Genomic DNA, 12846 nt, shown 5'->3' on the forward strand with positions numbered 1-12846 from the left:
ATCATGAATCGGCTGAATACTCTTCCCAAAAGCCTGTCAGCCCGGGAATTGCAGGTCCTGCAAACGCATCTGCCGACGCACGATTTCCACATCTTCCTTGTTGAGGGCGAAGGGGAAGGAACGAATGTCCGAGGGCGAAGAATCCCCATAGGGACGGTTGCAGGCGCTGACTTCTTCATCGTCTTTGCCGGGGCAGCCGGAAGTCTGGAAAGGCTTACCGGAGTTGATAATGTCTTCCAGCTCCGCTTCGGGGTAGCCGAAGTCCACGACCCGACCATATTCGTCAAATTTCATGTCATCGTAACGGCCACCAGCATAATCAATGAGGAAGCGACCCAACTGAACGCGACGCCAATGATCCTGAGGAACCGGATCCCAGTCTTCCATCATGGAACCCTTCTCCGGGAAAAAGGCAAACATGTGATTATGACCGCCCATATCCTTCATTTTCTGACAGACTTCAAGAATTTCCTGTTCGGTTTCGCCCATGCCACAAATCAGATGGGCGCCGAATTTTTCCGGTCCATAAATTTCTGCGGCCCATTCAATGGTCTGCCAGTATTTATCCCAGGAATGCGGGCTTTGTACGGTTTTGCCACGGGTTCGCTCAAAAATTTCCGGGGTCACGGCATCCAAAGCTACCGTAAAAATGTCCGCACCGGCTTCCTTGAGGTTGATGAGATCCTGCTTTTCCATGGTGGTCGGATTGGAAAGAATGGAAACCGGAATATGGGGGGCAACTTCCATCCAGCGTTTGAGCATGGTCATGGTGTCATTGTCTGAATCGGGGTGGGTGATCATGCTGATACACATGCGCTGAAAATCACCCTTGTCGCTGTTCTGGGCAATGCGTTCGAGCATTTCGTCCACCCGTACCGTCGGCCAGTCCACCCGAATGAAATTGCGGTCGGCATAATCGCGGCTTTCTTCGCGATGGCGGGCCAGACCACAGTAGGTGCAGTTGGCGCGGCAACCTTCCGGGTAGGTCATCAGCAGATTCAAGCAGTTGGTACAGGAGGTGCGATGCATCACGCCGGGCACCAGACCCAGGGTAATGGCTGCCGCCGTACTTAACTGCACATAGTCCGGGGAACGCATCGTCGGTGTTTTGACGAAATAATCCGGGCGATAAAAATTTAGGGTCTGAGAATTTTCTTCGACTACCGCACTCATGGACGTTCCTCCTGTCAATCTGCCTTAAGCGGCAAAGTATTCATCAAAAGCGATCCAGGCGGATCGCATTACCTGGTCTTCCCGGGCTGCAGGCTTGCGCCACACAGCTTCCAAAGATGTTCTGCGCTGCACAGCCCGGCGCAAAGCGGGACCGAACTGATCCTGCATGTCTTCTTCATAACTTTCCAGCGCATCTTCATCGCCGGACAGAAAAGCGGCAGCGGCCAAACCTACGGCTTCCCCACTGATGACCGCCGCAGGGATGCCAGCACCCGTAATGGGATGCGTCAATCCGGCGGCATCCCCACAAAGCAAAACATTACCGTGGATCATGGGACGCAAACCACCAACGGGTATGGCACCACCGGTTCTACCGAGCACTTCTGGGCCAATAATGCCGCGCTCCACCATCTGCTGATGGAGATGTTCGAGAGGAAATTTGAGGTTATCCTCAAAGCGTTTATCCGCCCCCAAACCCAAATTGGCAACAGGTCCACGCGGAAACAGCCAGCCGTAACCACCTGGAAAAGCATCAGACAGAAAAATATCCGTATCCGCATAGGGATGACTCAAGGGTACCGTGTATTGCCGGGTATAAACCACCTGCTGATGCGGCAGCCCAATCGCCTCAGCAACCGGGCTATGCGGACCATCTGCGGCAACCATCAGCAAGGGTTCAACCGCTTGAATCTCACCAGAAGGCAGCTTGATTTGAGCGTGGCGACCATCCCAGGCAAGAAAGGTGCTGCGTGTTTTCACCTCAGCACCAGCGGCCTGAGCGAGCTCTGCCAAACCCTGATCAAAACGTCCCCGGTCAATCATGATACCGGGGAAGACACTATGATGTTCCAAACCGGAGGGAAGAACAGTCATCATCCCTGCCACATCCTGCACCCGCGCCCGGGTCTCATGAACAGTACGCAACAAAGGCATGGGGACAAATTCGGCGCATTGTACCGGCAGGCCAATTTGTGCCCGACGATCCACACACAGTACCCGCAGCCCCTTATCGGCGGCGGCACGAGCAGCGGCCGTTCCCGCCGGACCGGCACCGACAATCAGCAGATCCAGCTTGATTTTATTCATGGCTGCTCCGCTGCCATACGCAGCACCCTGGCGAAGTGTTCAGCCTGCAAACCAAAGCCATCAATATGTTGCTGCACAAACAGCTCCGTCAGAATGCTGTCCACGTCATTCAGATGCACATTACGCAGGGCGGCTTCCATATCGACGATGGCGCGGCGGGGCTGGATGAAGTAATCGCCGCTGAAATGCACCTGACGCACCCGATTACCAAAGCTATCCCAGAGGATTTCTGCCTGCAGGGTTCCTCCCGGCGCACGCAGACTGGCTTTGCGCAGTGGCATACCGTCGCGGGCACGGTTATTCACACCCAACCATTCCGGATCGCGGACTTTAGTCAACATCTCGGGCAGCAAGGCCATGACCGGTTCCGGCATTTTTCCTGTTTCAAAACACAGCCCCAAGTGTAAGCGGAAACCTTCCAGCAAGGCCTCTTGAACCATGCTTAGCTCAGGAGCTGCGCCCAGCAGAGCTCTTAAACTGGTGACCCGATCGGCAACGGATGCAATGGCATGGGCATCCAGCTTTTCCACGGGAACCCGGAGGACCCGCAGCATTCTCGGTATGTCCAGATCCACCAGCACGGTACCCTGAAAAAGTAAAACATCGCCGTCCATGATACCGCCCGTTCCCGAGATTTTTTTGCCTTCCACTTCAATATCATTACGTGGTCGGAAACGGGCATCGACGCCTAGCTTCGACAAACCTGCCGCAGCCGCCAAACAAATTTGCCGGGATACTGCCGCCATGTCGCCTTTGGGCAGAGCATCCCGATGGCAGACCAGTTCCCAGCCAATTTGGGTCGGATCAAAAATCAACGCGCCACCACCAGTAAGCCGACGCTGCACAGCAATGCCTTCTTCCCGGCAAAAATCCAGATTCAATTCCTGATCCGGAGACTGGTGGTAACCCACCAGCGCTGATTCTTCAAAGCGCAAAAAGCGGAAAATATTGGGAATGGCCTGATCGGCCATGGCCTGCAGCAAGGCTTTATCCAGCGCCATGTTTTCATCGGCTGGACGCAAACCCGTATCCACGACCAGCCAGGGAGTCTGAACAACAGGGTTCATTGCGGGTGAACCCGATGCTGCGGCAAGCTGTTCACAAGTACCACGTACATTGCTCAGGCCGTGAAGACGATGGGAATATCGCGCAGTTGGGTGCGGCGCTTGGGAGCAGCAGGCACGTAATCCAGAGGCATGGTCGTGGACTCGTCACCCATGCTCAGCACTTCTTCGCCGACAATCATGGAGCAGCAGGACGGGGTCACGAACACATCCCGTTCCAGATGTTTGGCCAAAGCCAACATACCATCGGAGGGGAATGCCACCCCATTGAGACCCGCCATGACTGCATAGGTATCGGTAATGGAGCGATGAACGCCTGATGGTCGCGCACAACCCAGCAATACCGGGGTTTCTGGAAGTGCAGCACGGGCATCCATAAAGAATTTACCAACTTCATCGGTGGGCGGAGTCACAAAAGGACGACTGGAAGAGGCATACTGCGGCATAATCACAACCAGCACCAAGGCACTGGGCAGATGCCGTTGAATGATTTCCAGCGAATTCCACTCACCCAGCAGTTCTCCATAATGCAAACCGATAACAATGTGGGGAACAACCTTCATTGAGGTGGCAACCAAAGCCTCCAGAGCCGCCTCGAAGTCATCCACAGTGCGACGTAGATGGTAGACCTGATTGATGGTGTCCTGGGCGCCGATCACATCCATCATCGCTACATCAACGCCCGCATCTTCCATGCCTCTGGCAAACTCAGGGGTAGCAATACCTGTATGCATGGCAATTTGCAGGTTGGGGTAACGATCCTTGATTTTACGCACCATGGGGAAATACGGTTCATAATGGACCACATTCTGGTGGTCCGACCCACCGGACAAGAGTAAACCGCGACCACCGTCGAGAACAATCTGATCGACCAGACGATCCAGTTCTTCAGGACTGCGTACTGGAATCATGGGTTCCAGAATTTTAGCCTTGCAGTGATCACATTGGAGTTTGCAGTCACCACCGGTAATGGAGATGGCCGGGAACGCATTTTTACCACAAGCAGAAACTTCCGAAGTCTCGTGGTGTTTGAATGAAGGGGTATAGAAATTGATACGACCCACCTGACTGCCAGCCAGGCCAGACCACCGTTCCCGCATGGATTCGACCAGATCAGCGTTGAGCGTCAGATCTTCTAAAGCTTCCACTTGCGAAACAGCGTTTAACCATGGGTTCATATTAATTTCCATCCTTGTCAACCATTAAGAAAGCTAGACGGCCGCAAAATGCGGCCGTCTGACTGGATAGGGCTATCTGAATAACTCAGCAGCCGCCAAAACCATCAGCCGTCATCTTTTCTTCAAAAGCGGCCAGAGCGTCAGCACCGGTTTTCAGTTCGCCAGAATCACCAGCAAAGTCAGCCGGAGTCAACTTGGCAATCCAGCCACTACCATAAGGGTCCTTGTTGATCAGACCCGGGTCCTTGGCTACGTCATCATTGCTGGAAACCACGGTGCCACTCACCGGGCTCTTCAGCGGACCTACCCACTTACCGGATTCAACCGTTGCGGCAGACTTGTCTTTTTTGATGTCTTTTCCAGCACCCTTGGGGGTGTAAGAAACAATCTGACCGGCCAAAGCACAGGCATAAGAAGTCATACCAATGGTGACGCTGCCGTCATCTTCCTTGCGCAACCAAACGTTATTATCAACGTTGTACATCAAATCTTCGGGGATTTCACAGCCACGTACAGTTCCCATCATTTTCTCCTTCGGGTTTTAAATTAAAAAAACAATAGCCGGTCAACGGACAAAATCAAATCAGCAAGATCACCTGCTGAAGCCACTTCATCCACTTCATCAATCAAGTTGTCTGCTTCAATCTCATATCCAGGCAGTGCCGGTCTGCATACATAAAGCTGTGCTCCAGCATTTTTGGCATCGCGAATAAAATCAATAATCCGCTTGCCACCTTCCATCGCTGCCAAATTTTCTGCGACACCTACTTTCATGAGTTTTACGGCTTCCATGGTGCAAAAAATCTTAACCTCTGCGTCCATGGAAGACAACAGCGAACCCAGATAGAAAGGCGTTGCACAACGATGGGCAGTGCTCGGGCCACTGGTCATAACGATAACCACTGACTTTTCACCGTCATCGTTTAAATAATGATCGCTCATCGCATACCTCGCTCACAATGGATATCGTCGCGCAGACAGCGCTGCCGATACAACTCAAAGGCCGCATCCCCAGTAGACAGTTTTTTTAACGCTACGTCCACGGATGCCACCGGTCGAACCCGGGCGATCCACGCTTCGTAAGGCTCAATATTCAGCAGGTTGGGATCTTCCAGCACATCTTCGTTGGCCAAATCGATCACACAATCAAACACATTAGGAACCGGACCCGCCCATTTGCCACTTTCAATGGTTGCCACGGGCTTGCCTACGGGCCTGCGTGTGCCCGGACGGCGCACCCGCACATGCAAAATTTTACCAGCAATAGATTGAGAAATATCCGTCATGCCCACCGTCAGGGTTCCGTCGCCTTCGCGACGCACCCAGATTTGACACTCCTGATCATAGTATAATTCGGCGCGAAATTCGCATCCGTTACATTCCATAGCCTCCCCCTGTTGACAGCGGCAGGTAAAAAAAAGCGCCCCATTACGGGGCGCTTCCCAACCTTGTTATACGATGCCTTTGGCCGCAAGCAGGTCCATGGAATCGCTGACGTTGTCGGGAATGCCGACCTTGCGCGCAGACAGGCCCATAGCCAACCCTAACAACTGGGTGAAGTAAATGACCTTGACGTTGGATTTGATACCGAATTCCGTCTCCGCACGGACCTGGTGCATTTCCAGCCCGGAGTGACAGGTCGGACATTCCGTCGCAATAACTTCAGCGCCGGCATCTTCGGCTGCCTGGAGGATATTCAACACCAACTGCGTGGAGGTATCCGAATCAGAAAGCGTATGCGCACCACCACAGCAAGCAGTTTTCAAGGGAAAGTCTACGGCTACGGCACCCGCTGCATTGAGCAGGTCGTCCATAAAATGCGGGGCATAGCTGGATTCAGAGCCGGGACCCTGGTCCTTTTCCGGGAAGATCTGCCGGGGACGGGTATACATACAGCCATAATAATTGGCTATTTTCAGACCGTTCAGACTTTTTTTGACCTTGCTCTTGATGCCATCAGGACCGACTTCTTCCATGAACCATTCCAGAGCATGCAACGTCCGTACATCACCGTCGTATACCGGATCGCCGGATTTGTCGGCCAGATCCTGAACCGTCTTCATGGTCTCTTCGGAAGTGGCACATTCATATTCCGTCTGCTTCAGATTGCGGTAACAACCGTTGCAAGGGGCCATCACCGTATCACAACCCTGCAATTTGCTGGCAATGGCCAGATTGCGTGCGGACATGTAAGTCTGCAGCATGGGGTGGATGTTCTTCACCTCCATGGCGCCGCAACAGTTGTAGTCTTCGAGGTTTTCCATCTGCAGGCCAAGTTCCTTGACCAGAACGCGCGTGGACTTGTCGTAGGGGCCGCCAGAACCTTCCAGCGCACACCCCGGATAATATGCAACCTTAGCCATGATGAGCGGCCTCCTTCTGTGCTTTCACATATTCTGCGAGTACTTCTCCGGTCTTGCCCCAGGACTTGGTTTTCGGACGGAAAACAACATTCATACCCATTTTCGCCAACTGCCCCAAAGGCAAGCCCTTGGACAGACGCTTTCCGAACTCAACAATCCAGGCCTGCACCAGAGGCTGATTGGAACGCTTGTAAAAACCCATCATGACTTCGGTATCTTCAATGCGACCAAACTCAATACACTGATGGGTGAATTCTTCGTCAAAGTGAGTGGAAAGGGTCTTGGGGGTCAACCCATTATCTTCCATCCAGTGTGCGGTGGCTTTCATGACGCCTTCAGGACGCACGTCCTTTGGGCAGATGTTGGTGCACTTGTTACAGGACACGCACTGCCAGATGATGTCCTTATCTTTCATCAACTCGGCCTTCAGGCCCAGACGAATCAGATAAATCCAGTAACGCGGATTGAAGTCCACGTTCTGTGCATACATGGTGCAGGAGTTGGTGCAGGAACCGCACTGCCAACAACGATGCACATTCTCGCCACCGCTGTAGCTCTGAATGATTTTTTCGAAATTTTCTTCATAGTCGGTGAGCGTACGGGGAGTAATCATCGTGTTCCAGGACCCTGAAACATCCACTCCGTCCACTACCAGATGGTCGTGCTGTAAAATCCGATCTGGATCGATCAGTGTTTTTTCATGAATAGCCATAGCTGCTCCTAAACCCTAATTCATCAATGAATGTCGTCTCTTTTGATGCGAGACCCGCCCATCCGCCGCTGCACTTCAACACCCAGCAACTTACGAATCTGCTCCGTAAAGTCGGTCTGACCGCCAAAGTCCGAACGCAAAAAGCCTTCTGCCATTGCCCGTACATACTGTGAATACTGATGAGCGAGGATGATGTCCACCATGTAGGGAACATCACGATATACGCCCAACTCCAGCAGTGTTTCACGCATCCACTGGCGCAGCCCCTCAAACATTTCGGGACTCTCGCCAAAAGGAAAATCCGTGAGGTAATCCCCACCACGTATAAACTCACGAATGGCTCCGGAAGTGGTTCCTTGATCCCAGACCCAGCGAGTCATCAGAGGATACCGCTCCGGATCGCTGAAGTGCAGGACTTCAGCAGCCACATCCCTGATGACGCGTTTGACTTTTCCGGTAGCTGGCAAGGCCTCTTCGAATCTTGCCATGCGCTGCGTCAGATCGCCGTGTCCGGTGAGCAGATCGCGCATCAACTCCCCAACCTTGGCCGCACCTTGTTCCTCAATGAGCGGCCATATTTTCCGTCGCGCCGTAAACATCTGCGCGACGAGATGTTCCAATTGTGTTTCGGTCAGGGGTTGCTGTTCTTCCAGTAGCAGACGGCGAAAACTTGCCGTCTTTTCTGCCATGCTACTCACCAGATCGGCAAGTCCCTGTTGTCCCTCAAAAGCTTCTTCCAGTTCATAGAAAGAACGATTGAGCAGACCCTTGTCGAGCTCAATGGGCAGCGTGGCTGGAACGATATGTTCTTCGTTCCTGTCCTGGTAGATATCAGCTGGCAACTTTCTGCTGTCCAAAGAGATCGGCTACTGCTCGTGAACCAGCTGACTGCCCTTGAGCAATCGAAGTATCGATATCTTCCGGGCCGGTAGCCGCGCCACACACGTAAATACCCTTGCGCGTCGTTCCCTGGCTATTGGTATACTGCTCGGCACGATCAATAAAGCCGTGTTTTTCGAGACCAATACCAAAAGTCTTGGCAATTTCAGCATTCAAAGCATTGGGATCCATACCGATAGCATGAACCACGATATCCATGGGAATCACGATAGGACGCTTGACCAGAGTATCTTCGCCCTTCACCAGCAAACGACCGTCCGGTGATTTGGTGACTTCGGCAATACGCGCCTTGACGAACTTGGTCTTGTACTCTTCTTGACTCTTCCAGTAGAACTTGTCTTCGTAAAGACCAAAGGTACGAATGTCCATGTAGTAAATGAACACGTCGGTGCTCGGTGAAATTTCCTTGATTTCCATCGCTAGATTCGTGGAAACGGTGCAGCAGATTTTGGAGCACCATTCACGACCAATCTGACGGTCACGTGACCCTACGCAGAGCAGAATGGCAACCCGCTCGGGTACCCGTCCATCCGAAGGACAGGTAATTTGACCGGTACCAACCATCTGTTCCATCTGGGTGGTGGTCAGTACGTCTTCATAGGTACCAAAACCCCATTCCGGCTTGTTGATGGAGTCAAAGTGGGTGAAACCGGTACCCAGCACAATGGATCCAGCCTCGACCTTTTCACCATTGCTCAGAGTCGCCGTAAAATTACCGGCTTCCCCTTCAACCGTGGTCACCTTGGTAGATTTGTGGATAGCCACATTGCCATCTCCTTCTACCCGACTGACCATACGACCAATAGCGTCCTTGGCCCACTCACCCGAGGGAACCAGCTTGGCGTAACCAGAGATGATCGGGGCGCCACCGAGAATATCTTCCTTCTCGACGATGACCGCTTTCTTGCCCATCGAAGCGATGGTTGCAGCTGCTGACAGACCGGCCGGGCCGGCACCTACGACTAATACTGTATCCTGTGCACTCACTGATTTTTCTCCTTAAGCGCCCGCTTTCATGTTGATATGTTGGTTAGTGGCGAGTTCGGGGTTGTAGAGATATTCCACGTTGCCCTGCTCGACCTGTTTGAGATATTCCTGGAAGTCGGCTTTGGCCTTGTCCCAGCTGATGCCCATTTTTTCCACCAGATCTTCACAGGGTGAAGCATGCCACTGGAGCTGGACGATCTTGAAGGGATCAGCGCCACAGGCCAGGGCGGCCAGCTGCACGTCCGCAATGATCGGGATGCTGTAGTTCATGTCATGAGCCTTGCCGATCCACTGGTTCTTGTCCATGGTGGTGATACAGCCGGTGTCAATGCCAATCATGACGTCGGCGTTGGCTTCTTCCCGGGCCACCTTGATCTTGCGGTTCATGGTGAAGCTGCGGGTGAATTCGCGCTCGGAGATGATGTGCCGGAAGCCAAAGCCACAGCAGTCATACCAGGTGGAGTAGTCGATGACCTGAGCTCCCAGCGCCTGGGCGACCGAGGTGCCGACGGCCGTGCGGTTGCCACCGAGAATGCTGTTGTCGTAAATGGCGTCTTCCGCCACCATCTTGTAGTAGTGACAGGCCGCATGGGTGGTCACCCGGATGTTGCTCATGTCGATGGTCTGCAGTTCGCTGGCAATGCGGTTGCGCATGACATGCAACCATTCACTGTAGTGCACGACTTCTTCGGGAATGACAATCTTGCCATCGACCAGACGACCGAGCTTGCCGAGGATTTTCTTGACCTTTTCGCGCAGTTCGGCTGATTCAATCAAATACTTGCGGATTTCCTTGTAGTTGCCGAAGGAGGTGCCGCAGTGGACCAGCGGGAAGAAGTGGCCGTTTTCATAGCCGTGCTGCTTGCCGGAGACATAGGCCTGATGGAAGTTGCGCAGGAAGACGGCGGCGAGGGATTCAACATTGCCGATGCCAGAGCCGTGGTAGTTCCAGGCGGTGCAGGAGGTCTGGTCGGTTTCGTCCAGATAATCCGTGCCAAAGTGGTTCATGAACCAGAGCAGGCTGGTGGGATAGCCGGGAATGTTGCCACACTGGCCGCAGCTCTTGTGATGCCAGAGCTGGTTGGTGGGTACCCGCTTTTTCCAGCCATAGAGAGTGTCTACTTCAATAGGCTTGTGGTCATCGGTAATGCGGTGAACAATGATTTCACCTTCTTTTTCCAGTTCCCACATGTGCTCGCGAATGTCGTCCATACGCTCGCCCAGGTCCATGGTGCGACGGTCTACGTGACTGCGTACCCATGCCGTGGCCGCTTCCGCTTCGTTGGCCGATAAGTTCGTGTCCTGAAAAAAAGCTCCGTGCCCTGCTAATCCTTGCTGCGTGCTGTTGTCGCTCATAACGATCTCCTTGATCCGTCAGTCTTCCTGGCTCTCGAGCCAGTCTTCATAATCTTCCCGTTTTTCATCAATGAAATCCTCAATCACATCAAAGAGGTTTTCATCCATGGTTTCCAGAGACTTCAGCACACCCGTCATTTCCCAGATGGTGTACATTTCTACGGAAGTTTTCAGGGAAACCTCCCAGGCCGTTTCTACCGTTTGCAGCGTGCGAACCGGGATTGCTTTGCGTAGAATCCGCAAATCTCCTTCAACCTTCTGAATATTGGGGCCCCAGTCCGGGAAATGATCGGGCTGGATCATGTCAGGAGAAAGCTGATTACCCGTGGTAATCAGTTTGAGCATTACGCGACCAAAGGGGCGCAACACATCTTTGGCCGATTGCATACCATGGCGAATGGAGACTTCGCGCATGATCATGACCAGTCCACCGGGAGAATTCTTGAAAGGACAACGTGCTGCACAGGTCATGCACTGAGCACAGGCCCAGATTTTTTCCTGCATGGCGTCATAAATCTGTTCCACGTTTTCGGTCCAGAGCAACTGGACAATTTCACGGGGACTATAATCGTAGAACTGCGCCGACGGGCAGGTAGCCGTACAAATGCCACAATTCAAACAGCCATTGAGTTCGTGGTCATAACGAAAATCCGCACGGATTTCGTCAAACATCTCTTTCATTTCAGCGTAAGTCGCCATCTACTCGCTCCTCGCTCGTAATTAATACGTCGTACCTTTTCGACCCGCAGCACAGATCATTGGTTCAAATAAATAACGTGATATCGGACTCACCGGCGAATTCAAAAAAGGCCGCTGCACCGCCCAATTCAATTCCGTCAATAAAGTCAGCCGTATCAAACTCGAAAAGATCGACTGTCATCTGACAAGCGATCATTCTTACTTCAGCCTCAACACAAAGCTCGCGCAATTCATCCAGACTGGCTACGCCCTTGGCTTTCATTTTGCTTTTCATCATGGATGTGGCCATTCCTTCCATACCTGGCAACACCATCATCAGGGTAGGCATGGGAACAGGCATCGGCATGGCTGGGTTACCCAAGGGGCTGACGCGCAGATGACTCAGATCTTTCTTGAGCAATTGCAGGCCGTAAAAGGTGAAGAAGATTTCCACACTGTAGCCCAGGGCTGCAGCAGTGGATGCCAGGATAAAGGGAGGATACCCCCAATCAAGGGTGCCTTTTGTGGCAACAATCGCTAGTTTTTTCTCGTCCATTTTCTACTCCTGGTCAGGCGGTCAGCCCAACCTCATTCAATTATGCTTTCTGGATGAAGAAGATAAATTCGCCGGCTGCTTCAGCATGCTCCAAAAGAGGATTCTTGGTCTGCTTGGCAAATGCTTCAAAATCTTTTACCGCGCCAGGATCAGTGGCGACGATCTTCAAAACCTGACCGGAAGTCAGCTCACCGAGAGCCTTTTTGGTGCGCAGGATGGGCAAGGGGCAATTCAGGCCACGTGCGTCGAGTACTTGATCTTCTTGTACCATGGTTTAACCTCCTAAGGTTATTGATGTCTGAAAACTACCTGCAAGACTGTATCAGGAAAAGGGGGAACAGCAAGGCAAATATTTTGATTTGATGATTAAGCACCCCTATTTTAGAAAATGCTAATCAACCGGGTAACTGACCAATAGGCAGTCCACGATTCGCCCAGGCTGAAATTCCACCGCGCAAATTAAGCACTTGTCCAAAACCCTGAGCAACGGCAAAAGCTGCAGCCTGGGCTGAACGTCCACCACTGAGACAATAAAATACCACCGTTTTGGATTTATCCAACTGCTGTAGAGACATCGGCAGCATGTGCAAGGGTACGTGCCGGGCTCCTTCGATGATGCCACGTGCCACCTCAGCGGGAGAACGTACATCCACCAGAATGAACTCATCACCTTGATCGCTCAAGGCCTTGAGTTGATCTGCCGTGATTTCCTGAAAACCGTACATAAGCTATTCACCAATTAATTAAATAATGTCATCTTCTAGCTTACACCATGTATTCGTTCACGTGTAGC

At 52.5% G+C, this 12846-nt stretch carries 16 protein-coding genes; all 16 read right to left on the minus strand.

Annotated elements, in window-relative coordinates:
- Positions 1 to 36: 36 nt before the first annotated feature.
- Entirely contained in the window at positions 37 to 1173 is a 1137-nt protein-coding gene (locus tag GCD22_RS14690; RefSeq protein ID WP_010640287.1) for a radical SAM protein, read from the minus strand.
- 24 nt (positions 1174 to 1197) lie between these two features.
- A complete protein-coding gene (locus GCD22_RS14695) occupies positions 1198 to 2259 on the minus strand; it encodes a geranylgeranyl reductase family protein (protein WP_081577701.1) in 1062 nt (353 codons plus the stop codon).
- Entirely contained in the window at positions 2256 to 3326 is a 1071-nt protein-coding gene (locus GCD22_RS14700; RefSeq protein ID WP_031573192.1) for a lipoate--protein ligase family protein, read from the minus strand. Before GCD22_RS14700 ends, GCD22_RS14695 begins: the two co-directional genes overlap by 4 nt.
- A 53-nt stretch (positions 3327 to 3379) precedes the next feature.
- Positions 3380 to 4501 carry a radical SAM protein gene (locus GCD22_RS14705; RefSeq protein WP_024892999.1) on the minus strand — a complete coding sequence of 374 codons (1122 nt, stop codon included), beginning with the start codon at positions 4499 to 4501 and terminating at the stop codon, positions 3380 to 3382.
- 85 nt (positions 4502 to 4586) lie between these two features.
- The gene (locus GCD22_RS14710; RefSeq protein ID WP_010637291.1) at positions 4587 to 5024 is read right to left on the minus strand and encodes a glycine cleavage system protein H; all 438 of its coding nucleotides are present in this window, start codon (positions 5022 to 5024) and stop codon (positions 4587 to 4589) included.
- A 23-nt stretch (positions 5025 to 5047) separates the two neighbouring features.
- Positions 5048 to 5443, minus strand: coding sequence for a DsrE family protein (locus tag GCD22_RS14715; protein ID WP_010637289.1), 396 nt, complete (start codon positions 5441 to 5443; stop codon positions 5048 to 5050).
- Positions 5440 to 5886 carry a biotin/lipoyl attachment domain-containing protein gene (locus GCD22_RS14720; protein WP_010637288.1) on the minus strand — a complete coding sequence of 149 codons (447 nt, stop codon included), beginning with the start codon at positions 5884 to 5886 and terminating at the stop codon, positions 5440 to 5442. The genes GCD22_RS14715 and GCD22_RS14720 overlap by 4 nt, the downstream gene beginning before the upstream one ends.
- A gap of 66 nt (positions 5887 to 5952) precedes the next feature.
- On the minus strand, positions 5953 to 6864 hold the full coding sequence (locus GCD22_RS14725; RefSeq protein ID WP_010637286.1) for a CoB--CoM heterodisulfide reductase iron-sulfur subunit B family protein: 912 nt from the start codon (positions 6862 to 6864) through the stop codon (positions 5953 to 5955).
- Positions 6857 to 7576 (minus strand): 4Fe-4S dicluster domain-containing protein, encoded by a 720-nt coding sequence (locus GCD22_RS14730; RefSeq protein ID WP_010637284.1) that lies wholly within the window; start codon positions 7574 to 7576, stop codon positions 6857 to 6859. Before GCD22_RS14730 ends, GCD22_RS14725 begins: the two co-directional genes overlap by 8 nt.
- A gap of 23 nt (positions 7577 to 7599) precedes the next feature.
- Positions 7600 to 8418: a hypothetical protein gene (locus GCD22_RS14735; protein WP_031573175.1), complete on the minus strand. Its 819-nt coding sequence runs from the start codon at positions 8416 to 8418 to the stop codon at positions 7600 to 7602.
- Entirely contained in the window at positions 8408 to 9463 is a 1056-nt protein-coding gene (locus GCD22_RS14740) for a CoB--CoM heterodisulfide reductase iron-sulfur subunit A family protein (RefSeq protein ID WP_010637279.1), read from the minus strand. The genes GCD22_RS14735 and GCD22_RS14740 overlap by 11 nt, the downstream gene beginning before the upstream one ends.
- A 12-nt stretch (positions 9464 to 9475) precedes the next feature.
- On the minus strand, positions 9476 to 10819 hold the full coding sequence (locus tag GCD22_RS14745; RefSeq protein WP_153940855.1) for a heterodisulfide reductase-related iron-sulfur binding cluster: 1344 nt from the start codon (positions 10817 to 10819) through the stop codon (positions 9476 to 9478).
- An 18-nt stretch (positions 10820 to 10837) separates the two neighbouring features.
- Entirely contained in the window at positions 10838 to 11518 is a 681-nt protein-coding gene (locus GCD22_RS14750; protein ID WP_010637278.1) for a 4Fe-4S dicluster domain-containing protein, read from the minus strand.
- Between the two features lie 64 nt (positions 11519 to 11582).
- On the minus strand, positions 11583 to 12053 hold the full coding sequence (gene dsrE2, locus GCD22_RS14755; protein ID WP_010637276.1) for a sulfur carrier protein DsrE2: 471 nt from the start codon (positions 12051 to 12053) through the stop codon (positions 11583 to 11585).
- A gap of 40 nt (positions 12054 to 12093) precedes the next feature.
- Positions 12094 to 12324 carry a sulfurtransferase TusA family protein gene (locus tag GCD22_RS14760; RefSeq protein ID WP_010637274.1) on the minus strand — a complete coding sequence of 77 codons (231 nt, stop codon included), beginning with the start codon at positions 12322 to 12324 and terminating at the stop codon, positions 12094 to 12096.
- 124 nt (positions 12325 to 12448) lie between these two features.
- Entirely contained in the window at positions 12449 to 12778 is a 330-nt protein-coding gene (locus tag GCD22_RS14765; RefSeq protein WP_031575913.1) for a rhodanese-like domain-containing protein, read from the minus strand.
- Positions 12779 to 12846: the final 68 nt, after the last annotated feature.

This window comes from Acidithiobacillus thiooxidans ATCC 19377 (genome assembly GCF_009662475.1).
Taxonomy (GTDB): Bacteria; Pseudomonadota; Gammaproteobacteria; order Acidithiobacillales; family Acidithiobacillaceae; genus Acidithiobacillus; species Acidithiobacillus thiooxidans.

Coding starts and splice junctions, on each gene's coding strand:
- GCD22_RS14760 (WP_010637274.1), bottom strand. CDS start 12,324: ATGGTACAAGAAGATCAAGTACTCGACGCACGTGGCCTGAATTGCCCC.
- GCD22_RS14730 (WP_010637284.1), bottom strand. CDS start 7,576: ATGGCTATTCATGAAAAAACACTGATCGATCCAGATCGGATTTTACAG.
- GCD22_RS14695 (WP_081577701.1), bottom strand. CDS start 2,259: ATGAATAAAATCAAGCTGGATCTGCTGATTGTCGGTGCCGGTCCGGCG.
- GCD22_RS14765 (WP_031575913.1), bottom strand. CDS start 12,778: ATGTACGGTTTTCAGGAAATCACGGCAGATCAACTCAAGGCCTTGAGC.
- GCD22_RS14710 (WP_010637291.1), bottom strand. CDS start 5,024: ATGGGAACTGTACGTGGCTGTGAAATCCCCGAAGATTTGATGTACAAC.
- GCD22_RS14700 (WP_031573192.1), bottom strand. CDS start 3,326: ATGAACCCTGTTGTTCAGACTCCCTGGCTGGTCGTGGATACGGGTTTG.
- GCD22_RS14690 (WP_010640287.1), bottom strand. CDS start 1,173: ATGAGTGCGGTAGTCGAAGAAAATTCTCAGACCCTAAATTTTTATCGC.
- GCD22_RS14715 (WP_010637289.1), bottom strand. CDS start 5,443: ATGAGCGATCATTATTTAAACGATGACGGTGAAAAGTCAGTGGTTATC.
- GCD22_RS14705 (WP_024892999.1), bottom strand. CDS start 4,501: ATGAACCCATGGTTAAACGCTGTTTCGCAAGTGGAAGCTTTAGAAGAT.
- GCD22_RS14720 (WP_010637288.1), bottom strand. CDS start 5,886: ATGGAATGTAACGGATGCGAATTTCGCGCCGAATTATACTATGATCAG.
- GCD22_RS14750 (WP_010637278.1), bottom strand. CDS start 11,518: ATGGCGACTTACGCTGAAATGAAAGAGATGTTTGACGAAATCCGTGCG.
- GCD22_RS14725 (WP_010637286.1), bottom strand. CDS start 6,864: ATGGCTAAGGTTGCATATTATCCGGGGTGTGCGCTGGAAGGTTCTGGC.
- dsrE2 (WP_010637276.1), bottom strand. CDS start 12,053: ATGGACGAGAAAAAACTAGCGATTGTTGCCACAAAAGGCACCCTTGAT.
- GCD22_RS14745 (WP_153940855.1), bottom strand. CDS start 10,819: ATGAGCGACAACAGCACGCAGCAAGGATTAGCAGGGCACGGAGCTTTT.